The sequence below is a fragment of the Oceanimonas sp. AH20CE76 genome, from assembly GCF_039654065.1.
Taxonomy (GTDB): Bacteria; Pseudomonadota; Gammaproteobacteria; order Enterobacterales; family Aeromonadaceae; genus Oceanimonas; species Oceanimonas smirnovii.
The window spans coordinates 519,396-532,337 of record NZ_CP155481.1 but is presented as its reverse complement, the minus strand read 5'-3'; the positions used below and the strand labels follow the sequence as shown (position 1 = coordinate 532,337).

General features: G+C 57.3%; 13 protein-coding genes. 8 read left to right on the top strand and 5 right to left on the bottom strand.

Annotation, left to right across the window (positions count from 1 at the left end; translation table 11 throughout):
- Window positions 1-45 precede the first annotated feature (45 nt).
- Window positions 46-381 carry a DUF3461 family protein gene (locus tag N2M06_RS02685; protein ID WP_346351499.1) on the bottom strand — a complete coding sequence of 112 codons (336 nt, stop codon included), beginning with the start codon at window positions 379-381 and terminating at the stop codon, window positions 46-48.
- Window positions 382-577: 196 nt separating this feature from the next.
- Here N2M06_RS02685 and N2M06_RS02680 point away from each other — a divergent pair, with 196 nt between their 5' ends.
- A complete protein-coding gene (locus N2M06_RS02680) occupies window positions 578-823 on the top strand; it encodes a hypothetical protein (protein WP_019936006.1) in 246 nt (81 codons plus the stop codon).
- Window positions 824-873: 50 nt separating this feature from the next.
- Here N2M06_RS02680 and N2M06_RS02675 read toward each other — a convergent pair whose 3' ends face one another.
- A complete protein-coding gene (locus N2M06_RS02675) occupies window positions 874-1,278 on the bottom strand; it encodes a DUF3461 family protein (RefSeq protein WP_317074413.1) in 405 nt (134 codons plus the stop codon).
- A gap of 191 nt (window positions 1,279-1,469) precedes the next feature.
- On the bottom strand, window positions 1,470-2,795 hold the full coding sequence (locus N2M06_RS02670) for an aldehyde dehydrogenase family protein (RefSeq protein WP_346351498.1): 1,326 nt from the start codon (window positions 2,793-2,795) through the stop codon (window positions 1,470-1,472).
- A 143-nt stretch (window positions 2,796-2,938) separates the two neighbouring features.
- Here N2M06_RS02670 and N2M06_RS02665 point away from each other — a divergent pair, with 143 nt between their 5' ends.
- From N2M06_RS02665 to N2M06_RS02635, 7 genes are all read left to right on the top strand, one after another.
- Entirely contained in the window at window positions 2,939-4,711 is a 1,773-nt protein-coding gene (locus N2M06_RS02665) for a SulP family inorganic anion transporter (protein ID WP_317074415.1), read from the top strand.
- Between the two features lie 134 nt (window positions 4,712-4,845).
- Window positions 4,846-5,826, top strand: a complete 981-nt coding sequence (locus tag N2M06_RS02660) for an AAA family ATPase (RefSeq protein WP_317074416.1) — start codon at window positions 4,846-4,848, stop codon at window positions 5,824-5,826.
- Between the two features lie 3 nt (window positions 5,827-5,829).
- Entirely contained in the window at window positions 5,830-7,569 is a 1,740-nt protein-coding gene (locus N2M06_RS02655) for a cobalamin biosynthesis protein CobT (RefSeq protein ID WP_346351497.1), read from the top strand.
- Between the two features lie 313 nt (window positions 7,570-7,882).
- Window positions 7,883-8,896, top strand: a complete 1,014-nt coding sequence (locus tag N2M06_RS02650; protein ID WP_346351496.1) for a TRAP transporter substrate-binding protein — start codon at window positions 7,883-7,885, stop codon at window positions 8,894-8,896.
- 66 nt (window positions 8,897-8,962) lie between these two features.
- Window positions 8,963-9,583, top strand: coding sequence for a TRAP transporter small permease (locus N2M06_RS02645; protein WP_346351495.1), 621 nt, complete (start codon window positions 8,963-8,965; stop codon window positions 9,581-9,583).
- The gene (locus N2M06_RS02640; RefSeq protein ID WP_346351494.1) at window positions 9,576-10,919 is read left to right on the top strand and encodes a TRAP transporter large permease; all 1,344 of its coding nucleotides are present in this window, start codon (window positions 9,576-9,578) and stop codon (window positions 10,917-10,919) included. The genes N2M06_RS02645 and N2M06_RS02640 overlap by 8 nt, the downstream gene beginning before the upstream one ends.
- A gap of 126 nt (window positions 10,920-11,045) precedes the next feature.
- Window positions 11,046-11,546, top strand: a complete 501-nt coding sequence (locus N2M06_RS02635) for a universal stress protein (protein ID WP_317074420.1) — start codon at window positions 11,046-11,048, stop codon at window positions 11,544-11,546.
- A gap of 73 nt (window positions 11,547-11,619) precedes the next feature.
- Here the strand turns inward: N2M06_RS02635 and N2M06_RS02630 are convergent, their stop codons facing one another.
- Together N2M06_RS02630 and N2M06_RS02625 are read right to left on the bottom strand one after the other, a co-directional pair.
- On the bottom strand, window positions 11,620-11,913 hold the full coding sequence (locus N2M06_RS02630; protein WP_346351493.1) for a DUF6506 family protein: 294 nt from the start codon (window positions 11,911-11,913) through the stop codon (window positions 11,620-11,622).
- A gap of 15 nt (window positions 11,914-11,928) precedes the next feature.
- Entirely contained in the window at window positions 11,929-12,879 is a 951-nt protein-coding gene (locus N2M06_RS02625; protein WP_317074422.1) for a bifunctional enoyl-CoA hydratase/phosphate acetyltransferase, read from the bottom strand.
- Window positions 12,880-12,942: the final 63 nt, after the last annotated feature.

The window sequence follows — 12,942 nt, the reverse complement described above, 5'->3', positions numbered from 1 at the left end:
TAAAAAGCCACCGCTCGCGGTGGCTTTTTTATTGGCTTTGTTCCGTCATACCAGCCGGCTCATACGCCGGCGCAATTCATTCATTTTATCGTTCATCACCTGCTCAAAGCGGCCCAGCTCCAGCAGCAGCCGCTCTCGTGAACTTTCCTTGCCCAGCAGCTGCTCCAGCTCTTCAATGGCATTGTCCAGGGTGTGGACTACTTCCCGGTTGATCACCTTGGGAAAACGAAACTTGAGGCTGTCGGGCAGGCAGGAATCGGGGGCACGCTCAAACCAGATTTTGAGCTCTTTATGGGCGTCACCGTCGCACAGACGAAAACGGCTGATTTGCTCCAGATCTTCAATGCCCATGGCCTCCAGAGTGGAATAATTCTGTGTCATGACAACTTTCTCCACACAACTTGATCACAAAAACTTAACCTGAAGGCTATGCACTTTCTTACAGCATCAATAGAGCCAGTTATTAAAAGTGTTGAGACCAGCTGGCCCTACAGAGAAGGTGCAGCTGGTGCTAATACCGGCCTGACGCTCTTCATAGAGTGGGGCTAACAATACTGCAACAGAACAAGGAGCCGCCATGGCCGCACAACCTCTTACTCTGGAATTGAACCCAGAACTTGCTGCTCTGTTTGAGCAATATGAAGCCCTGACTCATGTCAGTGCAGAGCAATATGTGCAGCAGCTGGTGGAAAAGACCCAGCCCACTCTGGCTGCCATGGTGGCCGCATTGCAGGAAGCCGGCGACGATGAAGCCGCGGTCATGGAATTGTTTGGCAAAAAAATGGCCGAGTCCATGCTGCGCCAGCAGCAGGCTCAGGCCTGAGCATTGCTCATTTGTCACCCCCCGCTAAGGCGGGGGTCCATTGTTGCCTGTTATTTCAGTGCTTCTATCTGACGGCGCAGTTCATCCAGCTTGCTTTGCATGACCCGCTCCATATGCTCCAGATCTGCCAATAACTGCACTTTGGTGTTATCAGCCGAATCTTCAACGGGGTTATCAACCCCAAGCAACTGATGCAGTTCACACAGGGCCTGGCGCAACACCGGGCTGGTGTCTTCCAGCTGGTGCCATTGCTCGGTTTTCTGAAACTCCATCGGCCCCAATGATTTCGGACGGGCAAAGGTAAACTTCTTGCTGCGCGACAACAATGAGCCTTTGGGCCTGTGATAATAAATTTTGAGCACATCGGCACGCCCTTCACGGCGCAGCTGATAGCGGCTGATATTGTCAAAAGACGTGATGCCCATCTGGGCCAGAGTAGGATAGGAATGGCTCATTGCTGCTCGCTCAAAAGTAGATGACTCAACATCACTCTGCCGGTCAGGCAGAATACACTGTTGCTTAAACCTTTCTTCCTTGAGCAGCACCGACACAAATACGAGCGGAGCTGGCAACAGGCCGGGCATGGTAGCCCGGCCCGGCTGCAACAAACAGGGCCAGTTTTATAACCGCATTAGAACCAGTGAGCTCAGGCCGAGACCAGCACGGTTTTGGTGCGACAAAATTCCTTGAGCGCCGGTCGTTGCTCCGGCTCAGAATAAGGCGGCCAGTGCCGGCCATGATATGGATCCGGATTAACCCGGCACACATCAAAGGGCAGCGTGCGCGCCAGCTGCTCTCCCCGGGCACGATCCCTGGTCCAGATCGAGGCCACGCCATCGGTATTCAGATCATGGCAGAGCGCTGTCATGGCGGCCTCATCCGCCACCCGCAACACACCACAGAATGGCCCTGCCGGCCAGGCCGGGAACAGCGTCTGGGCTGGTTTGTCGCCCTCGATCAAGGTAGCCGGATAATACCAACCCGGCTCATCGGGCATCACGCCGCCACAACGAATGCGGCCACCTTGCCGCTCGGCCTCGCGCAGCTGACGCTCCAGCCATTCCCGCTGTCCGCTTTTGGCAAGAGGGCCGATATCGGCAGCAAGATTGCCGGGCTGCCCGGTTTCCAGCTGAGCAAGCCTGGCGGCGAGTTGTTCAAGAAACGCATCGGCCAGTGCCGGCGTAATCAACACCCCTCCCTCACTCTGACGCCAGCTGGTACGATAACGGAAACAGCTGTTGAGCACCGACTCCACCGCCGGCTCCAGCTCGGCATCATCCAGGATCAGCTGTACATTGGCCCGCGCCAGATCCAGCCTGACCGGCTTAAGCTGAGCCCCGGCCAGCGCCGCCATGGCCGCACCGCCTTTGTGCTCACCGCTGTAAGCCAGACCGGCAATGCGTGAGTCTGCCACCAGGGCAGCAACCTGCTCTTTGGAGATACGCAGGGGCGTTACCAGCCCTTGCGGCAAATCCGCATCAGACAACAGTTGTTCCAGCAGAGTAACAAGCCGGGATAAGTGCCCGGCAGGCTTGAGCAGCAGGCCATTGCCGGCCATTAACGCCGGTGCCAGCAGCCGAAAGCATTGCCACAGCGGTGCCGGCCCGGCGGTGAGCGCCAGCATCAGCCCGATGGGCAGCTGGCTTATCTGGCTGCGTGCCGCCGGCAACATGGCCTGGCCATGAGCGGCAATGTGAGTGCATTCTTCGGCGCAGCGCTCTATCTCGCGCAAGCAATCGGCCAGCAGGGTGCCGGTTTCATGGCTCAGCTCGCGGGCCAGTGACTCACGTTTTTCCGATAGTGTGGATGCCAGCCTGAACAATAAGGCTGAACGCTCGGCAGGCACCGTCTGCTGCCAGGCCTGGGTAGTCTGGAATGCCCGGCTGAGGCGATGCTCCAGCTCAGTCTCACTTAAACAGGCATGATGGGCCAGCACACGGCCAGAGCTGGGGTCAAAGGAAACAAAAGTCATCACACGGCTCCTTGTGCAGGGCTCACCGCGCCCTCGGTAATAAAATCGGCTGGTATACTAAGTGCTGCGACAGACGTTAATAAAAGGTTAACGGGCCTGCAAAGGCCAGTTGTTCGTGCGCTATGGAACCAGGGAGGATATTTATGCCCGAGCCAAAGGCCGGCAGTTTTTCACGTGTGCAGCGTTTGCTGCCTTTTCTGGGCTGGTGGCCCATGGTCAATGGGGCCAGCCTGCGGGCCGATGCTCAGTCGGGCCTGACCAATGCGATAGTGGTGCTGCCTCAGGGCGTCGCCTATGCCCTGATTGCCGGTCTGCCGCCGGAATACGGCCTGTATGCTGCCATTATTCCCGCCGTGATCGCCGCCCTGTTCGGCTCGTCCTGGCATTTGATCTCGGGCCCCACTGCGGCCATGTCGGTAGTGGTATTTACTTCGGTCAGTCCGTTGGCGGAGCCGGGCACCGCCACCTTTATTGCGCTGGCGTTAACGCTGACGCTGATGAAAGGGGTCTTTCAGCTGGTGCTGGCCCTGGCCCGCCTTGGGGTGCTGGTCAATTTTGTGTCCCAGTCGGTGGTCATTGGCTTTACCGCCGGTGCTGCCGTGGTGATCGCCTCCAGTCAACTGCCGGCGCTGCTGGGTATCAGCATAGAAAACAGCGGTAATGTCACCGGCACCTGGTGGCAGCTGCTGCAGCACGTGCAGGAAGTAGACTATTACACCCTGTCGGTGGCGCTGTTTACCGTGCTGGCCTGTGTGCTGATAAAACGCTGGCGGCCGCGCTGGCCCAATATGCTGCTGGCCCTGGCACTGGCCAGTGGCCTGGCGGTATTGATAGATCCGGGGCATGAACACATTGCCCTGGTGGGAGCCATTCCTTCCGGGCTGCCACCCCTGAGCCTGCCCGACTTCAGCCTGTCCAGCATCAGCGCGCTGGCACCGGGGGCGCTGGCCATTAGTTTGCTGGGGCTGGTGGAAGCCGCCGCCATTTCCCGCGCCATTGCCAGCCGCTCGCATCAGCGGCTGGACGATAATCAGGAATTTGTGGGTCAGGGCTTATCCAACATAGTGGGTGCCTTTTTTTCCTGTTATGCCTCGTCGGGCTCTTTCAGCCGCTCCGGCATCAACTACACCTCCGGTGCCCGCACGCCCATGGCGGCCATTTTTGCCTCGGTTTTTTTACTGCTGATTGTGCTGTTGTTTCCCGGCATTACCACCTGGCTGCCGCTGCCGGCCATGGCCGGCTTGCTGCTGGTGGTGGCCTGGAACCTGATCGACTTTCGTCATATTCGGCTGATTGTACTGGGCTCGCGCTCCGAGACAGCGGTGCTGGCCGCCACTTTTGCCGCCACCCTGCTGGTTGAGCTGGAATTCGCCATTTATACCGGGGTAATACTGTCGCTGGTGTTTTACTTAAAGCGCACGTCCACGCCGCGGGTGGTGTCCATTCTGCCGGACCCCGACAGCAAGCATCCGCTGTTTGTTAACGCGGAACGCCGGCGTCTGCCCTATTGCCCCCAGCTGCGCATTATTCGCATTGAAGGCTCGCTGTTCTTTGGCGCGGTGAACCATGTGCAGGAAGATCTGCAGGCCATTCGTGAGCCTCGCCTGCTGATTGTGGGTAACGGCATTAACTTTATCGATATGGTGGGGGTCGACATGCTGGTGCAGGAAGCCGAACGCCGCCGCGCCATGGGGGGCGATCTGTATCTGTGCAACCTGCGCGAAGGCGTCATTCGGTTTCTGCTGCGCAATAACCGGCTCGATGAAATTCGCCGGGACCATGTGTTTATTAACAAGGGCCAGGCCATTCACCGCATTTATGATCAGCTCAATGCCGAGGTGTGTCGCACCTGTACCGCCCGTATCTTCAAGGAGTGCCATATTCATCCACCGGGGCAGCCCAAAGCGGGCGACTGATCTCTCACCCTCACCTTGCGCCCGGTGCAGCACGCGCACTGGCTGCATGGCAAGACCGCAACTGGCCCTGTTCAGGCTGATGATGAAGGTTAGAGTGTGTTAACACTTTGTTATCTTCAGCCGGGGCCAGAGCCATGACCGATCTTCTTCACGACCATCCCAGCCAGCTGCGTCCGGTGCGCGAGCTGTTCAATCTCGATATAGATATGCAGGTGCCGGTATTTAAGCACAGAGACGAACATGTGCCCGAGATTGATCCTACTTATTGTTTTAATCCGGATGTGACTCTGGCCATTCTGGCCGGCTTTACCCGTAACCGCCGGGTACTGCTGCAGGGCCTGCACGGCACCGGCAAGTCGACCCACATTGAGCAGGTGGCCGCCCGCCTTAACTGGCCCTGTGTACGAGTCAACCTGGACGGCCATATCAGCCGCCTGGATCTGGTGGGCAAAGACACAATCGTGCTGGAAGAAGGCAAGCAGATCACCCGTTTTCAGGAAGGCATAGTGCCCTGGGCACTGCGCCGGCCGGTGGCGCTGATTTTTGATGAATTCGATGCCGGCCGCCCGGATGTGATGTTCGTGATCCAGCGCATTCTGGAGCAGGACGGCAAATTCACTCTGCTCGATCAGAATCAGGTGATCAGCCCCAACCCCCATTTTCGGCTGTTCGCCACCGCCAACACGGTGGGTCTGGGTAATGTGACCGGTCTGTATCACGGCACTCAGCAGATTAACCAGGCCCAGATGGACCGCTGGAATATTGTAGCCAAACTGGACTATCTGCCCCGGGAAGATGAAATCAGCATTATTCAGGGCAAGGTGCCCCGCTATAACGATGCCCGCGGCCATGAGCTGATCAGCCAAATGGTGGCGGTGGCGGAGCTGACCCGGGCCGGTTTTGCCGCCGGCGATCTGTCTACCCTGATGTCACCGCGCACCCTGATCGCCTGGGCCGAAAACACCGAGATCTTTCACGATCCGGCGCTGGCATTCCGGCTGTCGTTTCTGAATAAATGCGATGACGCCGAACGGCCGCTGGTGGCTGAATATTATCAGCGCTGCTTCGATCAGGAGCTGGCCGAGCCACAAGCCCTGCAACTGACGGCAGTCTGAACCATGGCTGATTCTACTCACACTCAGGATCCGGCGGCAGCTGCCCGCCGCCAGCAACGGCTGGAAGAGCTGTGCGCAGCACTGATACGGGCTCAGTCGGCGCAAACGGCAGTCCGCTACCGCGGGCACCGGCTGGAATGGCAGGGCAAGGCCTGTCCGTTACGCGCTCCGCACCTGCAACTGGATGCACAACAGGATGACTGGGGCTCATGCCGGGGCGTGGCTGATGCCATTGCTCTGCGCCTGCGCCATCATGATCCCGAATTGCACCGAAGCCTGCTGCCTGAGTCTCCGGTGGCCCGGCTGGTGTTTGAGCTGCTGGAGCAGCTCAGGGTCGAGTCTCTGGTACCCGCCCATCACCCCGGCAGCCGGCGCAACCTGCATTACCGTTTCAGCGTCTGGAGCAACCGCTTTCTGGCCTCGGGCCAGACCGAAAGTCACTTGGGGCTGCTGCTGTTTACCCTGTCGATGATGAGCTGGGTCCAGCTGGGCGGTGGCCCCATTGATGAAGGCACCGAGATGCTGATCGAATCGACCCGCATGTTTTTGCTGCGGGAAATCGGCCAGCCCTTTGGTCGCATGCGCCGCCATCGCGATGATCAGGCCGCCTTTGGCGAGCAGGCCCGGGCCATTGCGCTGACCGTGAACGGCCTGATTGACGATCTGCAGCAACAACTGGCCGACGATGAGCAAAGTAAAGAGGCACTGGAGGAAATCAGCCAGCGCTTTGGCCTGCTGCTGGATGTTGATGGCGACGGCGAGGAAGGAGTCAGTGTTGCCGGCACGGGATCACCCAGGAACAGTGACGCTGAGGCCGGTTATCGCATTTTTACCAGCCAGTACGACAAGGAATGGCGGGCAGACAAGAAGGTACGGCCCGAGCTGCTTATCCGGCTGCGCCATCAGCTGGATGAGCGCATTCGCGAGCAGGGTCTTAATGTTAATGGCCTGACCAAAAAACTGCGCCGGCTGCTGGCCCGGCCCGAGAATGACGGCTGGCGCTTTGGCGAGGAAGAAGGCCTGCTTGATGGCCGCCGGCTGTCGACCCTGGTCACCAGCCAGGCTGATCACCGTGTCTTCAAGCAACCCAGGAATGAATGGCGGGCCAATGCCGCTGTGACCATTCTGGTGGATAACTCCGGCTCCATGCGTAACCACATGGAGCATATCGCCATGCTGACCGATTTACTGGTGCGGGGGCTGGAACGCACCGGTGCCCGCACTGAAGTGCTGGGCTTTACTACCGGTCACTGGAACGGCGGCAAGCCTCTCAAAGACTGGCAGCGCCGGGGCCGGCCAGCCAATCCGGGTCGTCTTAACGAACGTTGCCATTTGATTTACAAAAATGCCGATACTTCCTGGCGTCGGGCCAGAGCCAGCCTGGCCGCCCTGCTCAAGGGCGATATGTTTCGTGAAGGGCTGGACGGCGAAGCCTTGCTGTGGGCAGAGCAGCGGCTGCTCGCCGAGCAGGTGAACGAGCGCATTCTGTTGGTGATCTCCGATGGCTGCCCCATGGATACCGCCACCCGCCAGAGCAACGAGCAGGATATTCTCGACAGTCACCTGATGGCGGTGGCCGGTCGTATTGATGCCGATCCGCGCATTCGGCTGTGCGCGCTGGGTGTGGGGCTGGATCTGAGCCGTTATTACCGTCACAGCCAGCTGCTGGATCTGGAGCAGGATCCGGACAACCGTACCTTTGATGAAATTCTGGCCCTGCTTGCAAGAAGCATACGGGGCTGAACATAAATACAGACAGCCTGCTGTTCATTGCATTATAATTAACAACTTTTTTACAAAGATAGTTAGTAAGCCATTGATTTATATAACCTTTATTTCTGGACCCAGCATCAAAACACAAGTGGCCCTAACCAATTTAACAGCCTCAATCAAAGATGTTGTCAGGCTTTAAGGAAAGCCGAATACCTTAACCGGCCGCTCAGCCCTTTCAGGGATAAGCGGCACACATTGAACCAGTCTGCGGAGTGCAACAACTCCGGCTATCACGGAAGGTAAACGCCCGGTCTCACCGGGCCACACAACTGGAGCAAATACCATGATATTCAAGCAGCGTTTTGTGAAATCCCTGTCTCTTGCCCTGTGCCTTGGTGCTGCCATGGCCAGCCCTCAGGTTCTGGCAAAAACCTTTCGGGTTGCAGTGGGTGATGGTGCCGGCGGCACCCAGCATGAACTCGGCAAAGCTTTTTCCGAACAGCTGAAAGAGCGCACCGGTGGCAAGCATGACACTCAGCTATTTCTGAACGGCCAGCTGGGCGATGAACAAGCCACGGTCAACGATGCCTCCATGGGTCTGCTCGACTTTTCCATTCTGGCCATCAACAACGTGACCCCCTTTTCACCTTCTGTGGGCGTGCTAACCCTGCCCTACATGGTGCACAGCCTGGACGATGCAGTCACCCTGACGCAAGGTGAAGTGGGCCAGCAGCTGGTAGACAACACCATTCGTGATGCCGGTGTGCGCATTGTGGGCTGGGCTTACTCGGGCTTTCGTGTGCTGACCAACTCCAACCGTCCGGTGTCCAGCCTGGAAGATCTCGACGGCCTCAAGATTCGGGTGCCCAATAACGAAATCATGATCGACACCTACCGTGCCTGGGGCATCAACCCCACGCCCATGGCCTGGTCCGAAACCTTTACCGGCCTGCAGATGGGCGTGGTAGACGGACAGGACAACCCCTACATTACCGTATCTGCCATGAAGTTTGATGAAGTGCAGAAATACATCACCAACATTCGCTATCTGTTCTCCATTGAGCCGTTGATCATGTCGGAAGCCGTGTTCCAGGAACAGCCAGAAGACGTGCAGCAGGCCATTCTGGCTGCCGGCAAAGCCGCCACCGAGCACAGCGCCCAATGGCTGGTGGTTCAGGAAGACCGCATTAAAGGCGAGCTGGTAAAAAGTGGCATGGAGATCAGTGAGCCCGCCAACGGCGAAAAAGAGTGGATGGATAAGGCAGTCAGCCAGGTCTGGCCCAAGTATTACGACCTGGTGGGAGGCAAAGACAAGCTGAATCAAATCCTGCAATCGCTGGGCCGAGACACCCTTTAATCACCCCGCTATCACTGCCTGCCCCCGATATTATCGGGGGCTGTGTGCATCAGGGAGGAGCCGGCCATGTCTATTGGCATCATTATCTACCGTGTTATCGACAATATAGAGCGTGTTATCTGCAGCACGCTCCTTGCCACCTTTGTGGTGATTCTGTTTATTCAGATTATTTCCCGGCAGCTGTTTAACCACTCCATTTCCTGGAGCGAAGAGCTGTCTACCTACATGTTTGTGTGGTTTGTGTATTTTGGTGCCAGCTATGCTACCAAGCTGGCCGCGCACAACCGGGTGACCTTTCAGTTCAAACTGTTTCCGCCCAGGGTCGCTGTCTACAGCGAGGCCCTGGCCGATCTTATCTGGGTGGGCTTTAACAGCTACTTTGTCTGGCTCAGCTATGACTTTGTCTTTAATAAAATGAACCTGTTCTGGAAGTCCCAGACCCTTGGATTTCCGATGAAATATGTTTACGTCATTCTGCCCATTGCCTTTGCGTTAATGACCTTTCGCATTCTGCAGGTGAACTACTACAAGCTGGTCAAGGGCATTGATATCCGCGATCCCGAGTCGCTGGAAGTAGAAAAGCTGATGGACTCGGCAGAGCAGCAGGCAAGCAGCAAACCGGTAGCTGACGAAGAATCCCGGTCCCCCACCCAAGGACGAGCCAAAGCGGGAGCGCATCATGGTTGAATCATCCGTCGTATTAATCTTGTTTGGCAGCTTTCTGGTACTGCTGCTGCTGGGTGCCCCCATCAGTGTGTCGCTGGGGGTGTCGGCGCTGGCATCCTTTCTGTATCTGGGTGAAAACCCCATCAAGTTTGTGCAAATTGCCTTTACCTCCGTGGGCTCCTTTCCATTAATGGCGCTGCCCGCCTTTATTCTGGCCGGCGCCCTGATGGAGGCGGCCGGCATCTCCAAACGGCTGGTGGATCTGGCGGAGAGCTTTGCCGGCCCCTTTACCGGCGGCATGTCGGCCGCTACCGTTATGGCCTGTATGTTCTTTGGTGCCATTTCCGGCTCCGGCCCGGCCACCACTGCCGCCGTGGGCATGCTGATGATTCCGGCCATGATCGACAGAGGCTATGGCAAGGGCTATGCCTCTGCCATTACGGCGTCTTCCGGTGGCCTTGGCGTGGTGATTCCGCCTTCCATTCCCATGGTGATCTTTGGCATTTCCGCCATTGGCCTGATGGCACCGCCGGAAGCGGTAGCTGAACATGGCCAGTTTCAGTCGGTGTCCATTCCCAAGCTGTTTATCGCCGGCTTTTTCCCCGGCCTGGTGCTGTCTTGCGGTCTGCTGATCATGAACTACTTCCTGTGCAAGAAGCAGGGTTACAAGGGCACCACCGATGGCTGGTCCGGTGCCAATATTCTGACCATGCTGCGCAAGGGTACCTGGTCGGTACTGGCGCCCATTGTTATTCTGGGTGGCATTTACAGTGGCCTGTTCACGCCCACCGAGTCGGCCATTGTGGCCATCTTCTACACCCTGTTTATCGGCTTTTTTGTGCACCGGGAGCTGAAGATAAAGGACGTGCTGCGCTCGCTGGAAACCACCACCTGGCTCACCGGCCGCGTGCTGCTGATCCTGTTTACCGCCACCGTCTTTGGCCGGCTGCTGGTAGAGAACCAGATTCCGGCCATAGTGGCGTCCTCCATGCTGGAGCTGACCAGTAATATTTATCTTATCTGGGCGCTGATTATTTTCTTCCTGCTGTTTGTGGGCATGTTTATGGAGACCCTGGCCGCCATTTTAATCCTGACGCCGGTGCTACTGCCGGTGGCCTACAGCTTAGGCATTGATCCGGTGCACTTTGGTATTGTGGTGGTGTGCTGTTTGTCGATAGGCTTTCAGACGCCGCCCCTGGGTGAAAACCTGTTTATTGCCTCGGGCGTATCAGGCACGTCCATTGAGGAAATTTCGGTGCGGGCCCTGCCCTTTGCCCTGACTTCGGTCACCGCCGTGTTTATTATTGCTTTTGTTCCGGAAATTACCCTGTTCCTGCCAAGGCTGCTTGGCTACTAGTATCCAGCAACCAAGTGCCGGCCTGATCATTATCAAGGGAATTATTCAGGCCGGCACTATCATCATGATGTCATCGATCAGCCGCTATGCTGATCGTTTTCCGTTTCAGCCAATGAGGAAATGCCCATGCTGCCGCAAGTGAACCGAATTCTGTATTGCACTGACCTGTCCAAGAACGCCTCTTATGCTTTTCAGTATGCTGTGTATCTGGCCCGGGAGACCGGTGCCGACATTCATATCCTCAAGGTGGTAGAGCAGCTGTCCGGCGATGAAAAACTGACGCTGCAGTCTTATATTCTTAACCAGAGCAGCCGGGAAGAGTTTCTGCATCAGCGCCTGAACCATGCCAAAGCTCAGCTGCAGCAACGCCAGGATTATTTCTGGGAGCAGATAGCACCGGAAGAGCAGGCCCTGCGCAGCAAGGTGATTGGTTGTGAGGTGGTAGAAGGTTACCCGGAGCAAACCATTCTGAAGCGCTCAAAAGAGCTGGAGTGCGATTTGATTATTATGGGGGCTCACGAAAAAGGCTGGTTTCATACTTTGCTGGGCAGCGTGGCCAAGAACGTGCTGCGGGAGTCGCGTATTCCCACCCTGATAGTACCCCGCCCGGAAAAGAAAGGATCCTGAACGCGCTTCAGTCTCCAATAAAAAGCCGGGCTGTTGCCCGGCTTTTTTCTGATCTACTTGGTATCACAGCGGATCAGGGCCACTGGATCCGATCCTGATCCTGAGGGCGGATCACCGCCCGCCCAAGAGGCACATGATCGTTGATCGCCTCACGGATCTGCGCTTCTTCCTCGGCGGTAAAGCCACCGCACAGTTCAATCAACTCGATGCGCCGAGTCAGCATTTCCTGAGCAGCCATGATGGCTTCTTCCAGATTACTGACACCAGACACTGCCAGATCAAAACCTTCACTCTTGATGCGGCCGTGGTGTTTGAACATTTCCAGATCCGGCGCTTTTACAATAAAACCGTAACGACTCAGACTCATCAGTTTTCTCCTTGTTCAGGCGGTGGCACGGACCGGTGCCACACCATGACGGTTATGATGCACTATGCTGGCCAGGGCACAGGATGCCAGCCTGGCTTCGGGCGGATCGGCACGAGAGGTGAGAATAACAGGCACACGGGCTCCCAGCACCAGACCGGCAGCGGTCGCCCCCATAAAATACACCATCTGCTTGAACAGAAAGTTGCCCGACTCCAGATTGGGCACCAGCAACACATCGGCATTGCCGGGTACCTGGCCGGAAATGCCCTTGATCTCGGCCGCTTCCCGAGAGACGGCATTATCAAACGCCAGCGGTCCTTCTACCACGGCACCGGGCAGGGCCCCCATGGCGGCCAGCTTGACCAGCTCGGCGGCATCCTGGCTTGAGGGCATGCTTTTGCTCACTTCTTCGGTGCCCGACAACAGCGCCACTCTGGGCTCCTCGCAGCCCAGCGCATGTAACAGCTCAATGGCATTGCGGGCAATATGCAGCTTGTCGAGCACATTGGGCTGCACATTAATGACCGCATCGGTAATGCACAGGGCCCGGCAGCTGCCCGGCACCGTCATGTAAAACACATGGCTCAGGCGGCTGTCGGTACGCAGGCCGGCGGCACGATTAAGCACAGCACGCAGCAAGATGTCGGTATGCACATGGCCCTTCATAATGGCGTCGGCCTCGCCCTGGCTGACCAGGGCCACGCCAGCTTGAGCGGCAGCCGTTTCATCGGTGGCATGCACCAGGCGCACACCGGCCAGATCCCAACCCATGGCGGTGGCTTCTGCACGCATGCGTGCTTCATCTCCTACCAGAATGGGCATGATCAGCCCCTCATCCTGCGCCAGCCGGGCGCTGGCCAGTGACACCCGGTTAACCGGGTTGATCACCACAGTGCGTACGGCCGCATATTGCCGGGCCTGCTCCAGCAAATGGGCCGGGCATTGTTTGGGGTTAGTATTGAGCATCACTGAGTTCCCTTTGATGATGGCCAGTAAACAGCCTGACAAACAAAAAAGCTGCCCCAAGGG

Bases quoted from the DNA above. Each gene is read 5' to 3' on its own strand.
- N2M06_RS02685 (WP_346351499.1), bottom strand. From the start codon at position 381: ATGACACAGAATTATTCCACTCTGGAGGCCATGGGCATTGAAGATCTG.
- N2M06_RS02680 (WP_019936006.1), top strand. From the start codon at position 578: ATGGCCGCACAACCTCTTACTCTGGAATTGAACCCAGAACTTGCTGCT.
- N2M06_RS02675 (WP_317074413.1), bottom strand. From the start codon at position 1,278: ATGAGCCATTCCTATCCTACTCTGGCCCAGATGGGCATCACGTCTTTT.
- N2M06_RS02670 (WP_346351498.1), bottom strand. From the start codon at position 2,795: ATGACTTTTGTTTCCTTTGACCCCAGCTCTGGCCGTGTGCTGGCCCAT.
- N2M06_RS02665 (WP_317074415.1), top strand. From the start codon at position 2,939: ATGCCCGAGCCAAAGGCCGGCAGTTTTTCACGTGTGCAGCGTTTGCTG.
- N2M06_RS02660 (WP_317074416.1), top strand. From the start codon at position 4,846: ATGACCGATCTTCTTCACGACCATCCCAGCCAGCTGCGTCCGGTGCGC.
- N2M06_RS02655 (WP_346351497.1), top strand. From the start codon at position 5,830: ATGGCTGATTCTACTCACACTCAGGATCCGGCGGCAGCTGCCCGCCGC.
- N2M06_RS02650 (WP_346351496.1), top strand. From the start codon at position 7,883: ATGATATTCAAGCAGCGTTTTGTGAAATCCCTGTCTCTTGCCCTGTGC.
- N2M06_RS02645 (WP_346351495.1), top strand. From the start codon at position 8,963: ATGTCTATTGGCATCATTATCTACCGTGTTATCGACAATATAGAGCGT.
- N2M06_RS02640 (WP_346351494.1), top strand. From the start codon at position 9,576: ATGGTTGAATCATCCGTCGTATTAATCTTGTTTGGCAGCTTTCTGGTA.
- N2M06_RS02635 (WP_317074420.1), top strand. From the start codon at position 11,046: ATGCTGCCGCAAGTGAACCGAATTCTGTATTGCACTGACCTGTCCAAG.
- N2M06_RS02630 (WP_346351493.1), bottom strand. From the start codon at position 11,913: ATGAGTCTGAGTCGTTACGGTTTTATTGTAAAAGCGCCGGATCTGGAA.
- N2M06_RS02625 (WP_317074422.1), bottom strand. From the start codon at position 12,879: ATGCTCAATACTAACCCCAAACAATGCCCGGCCCATTTGCTGGAGCAG.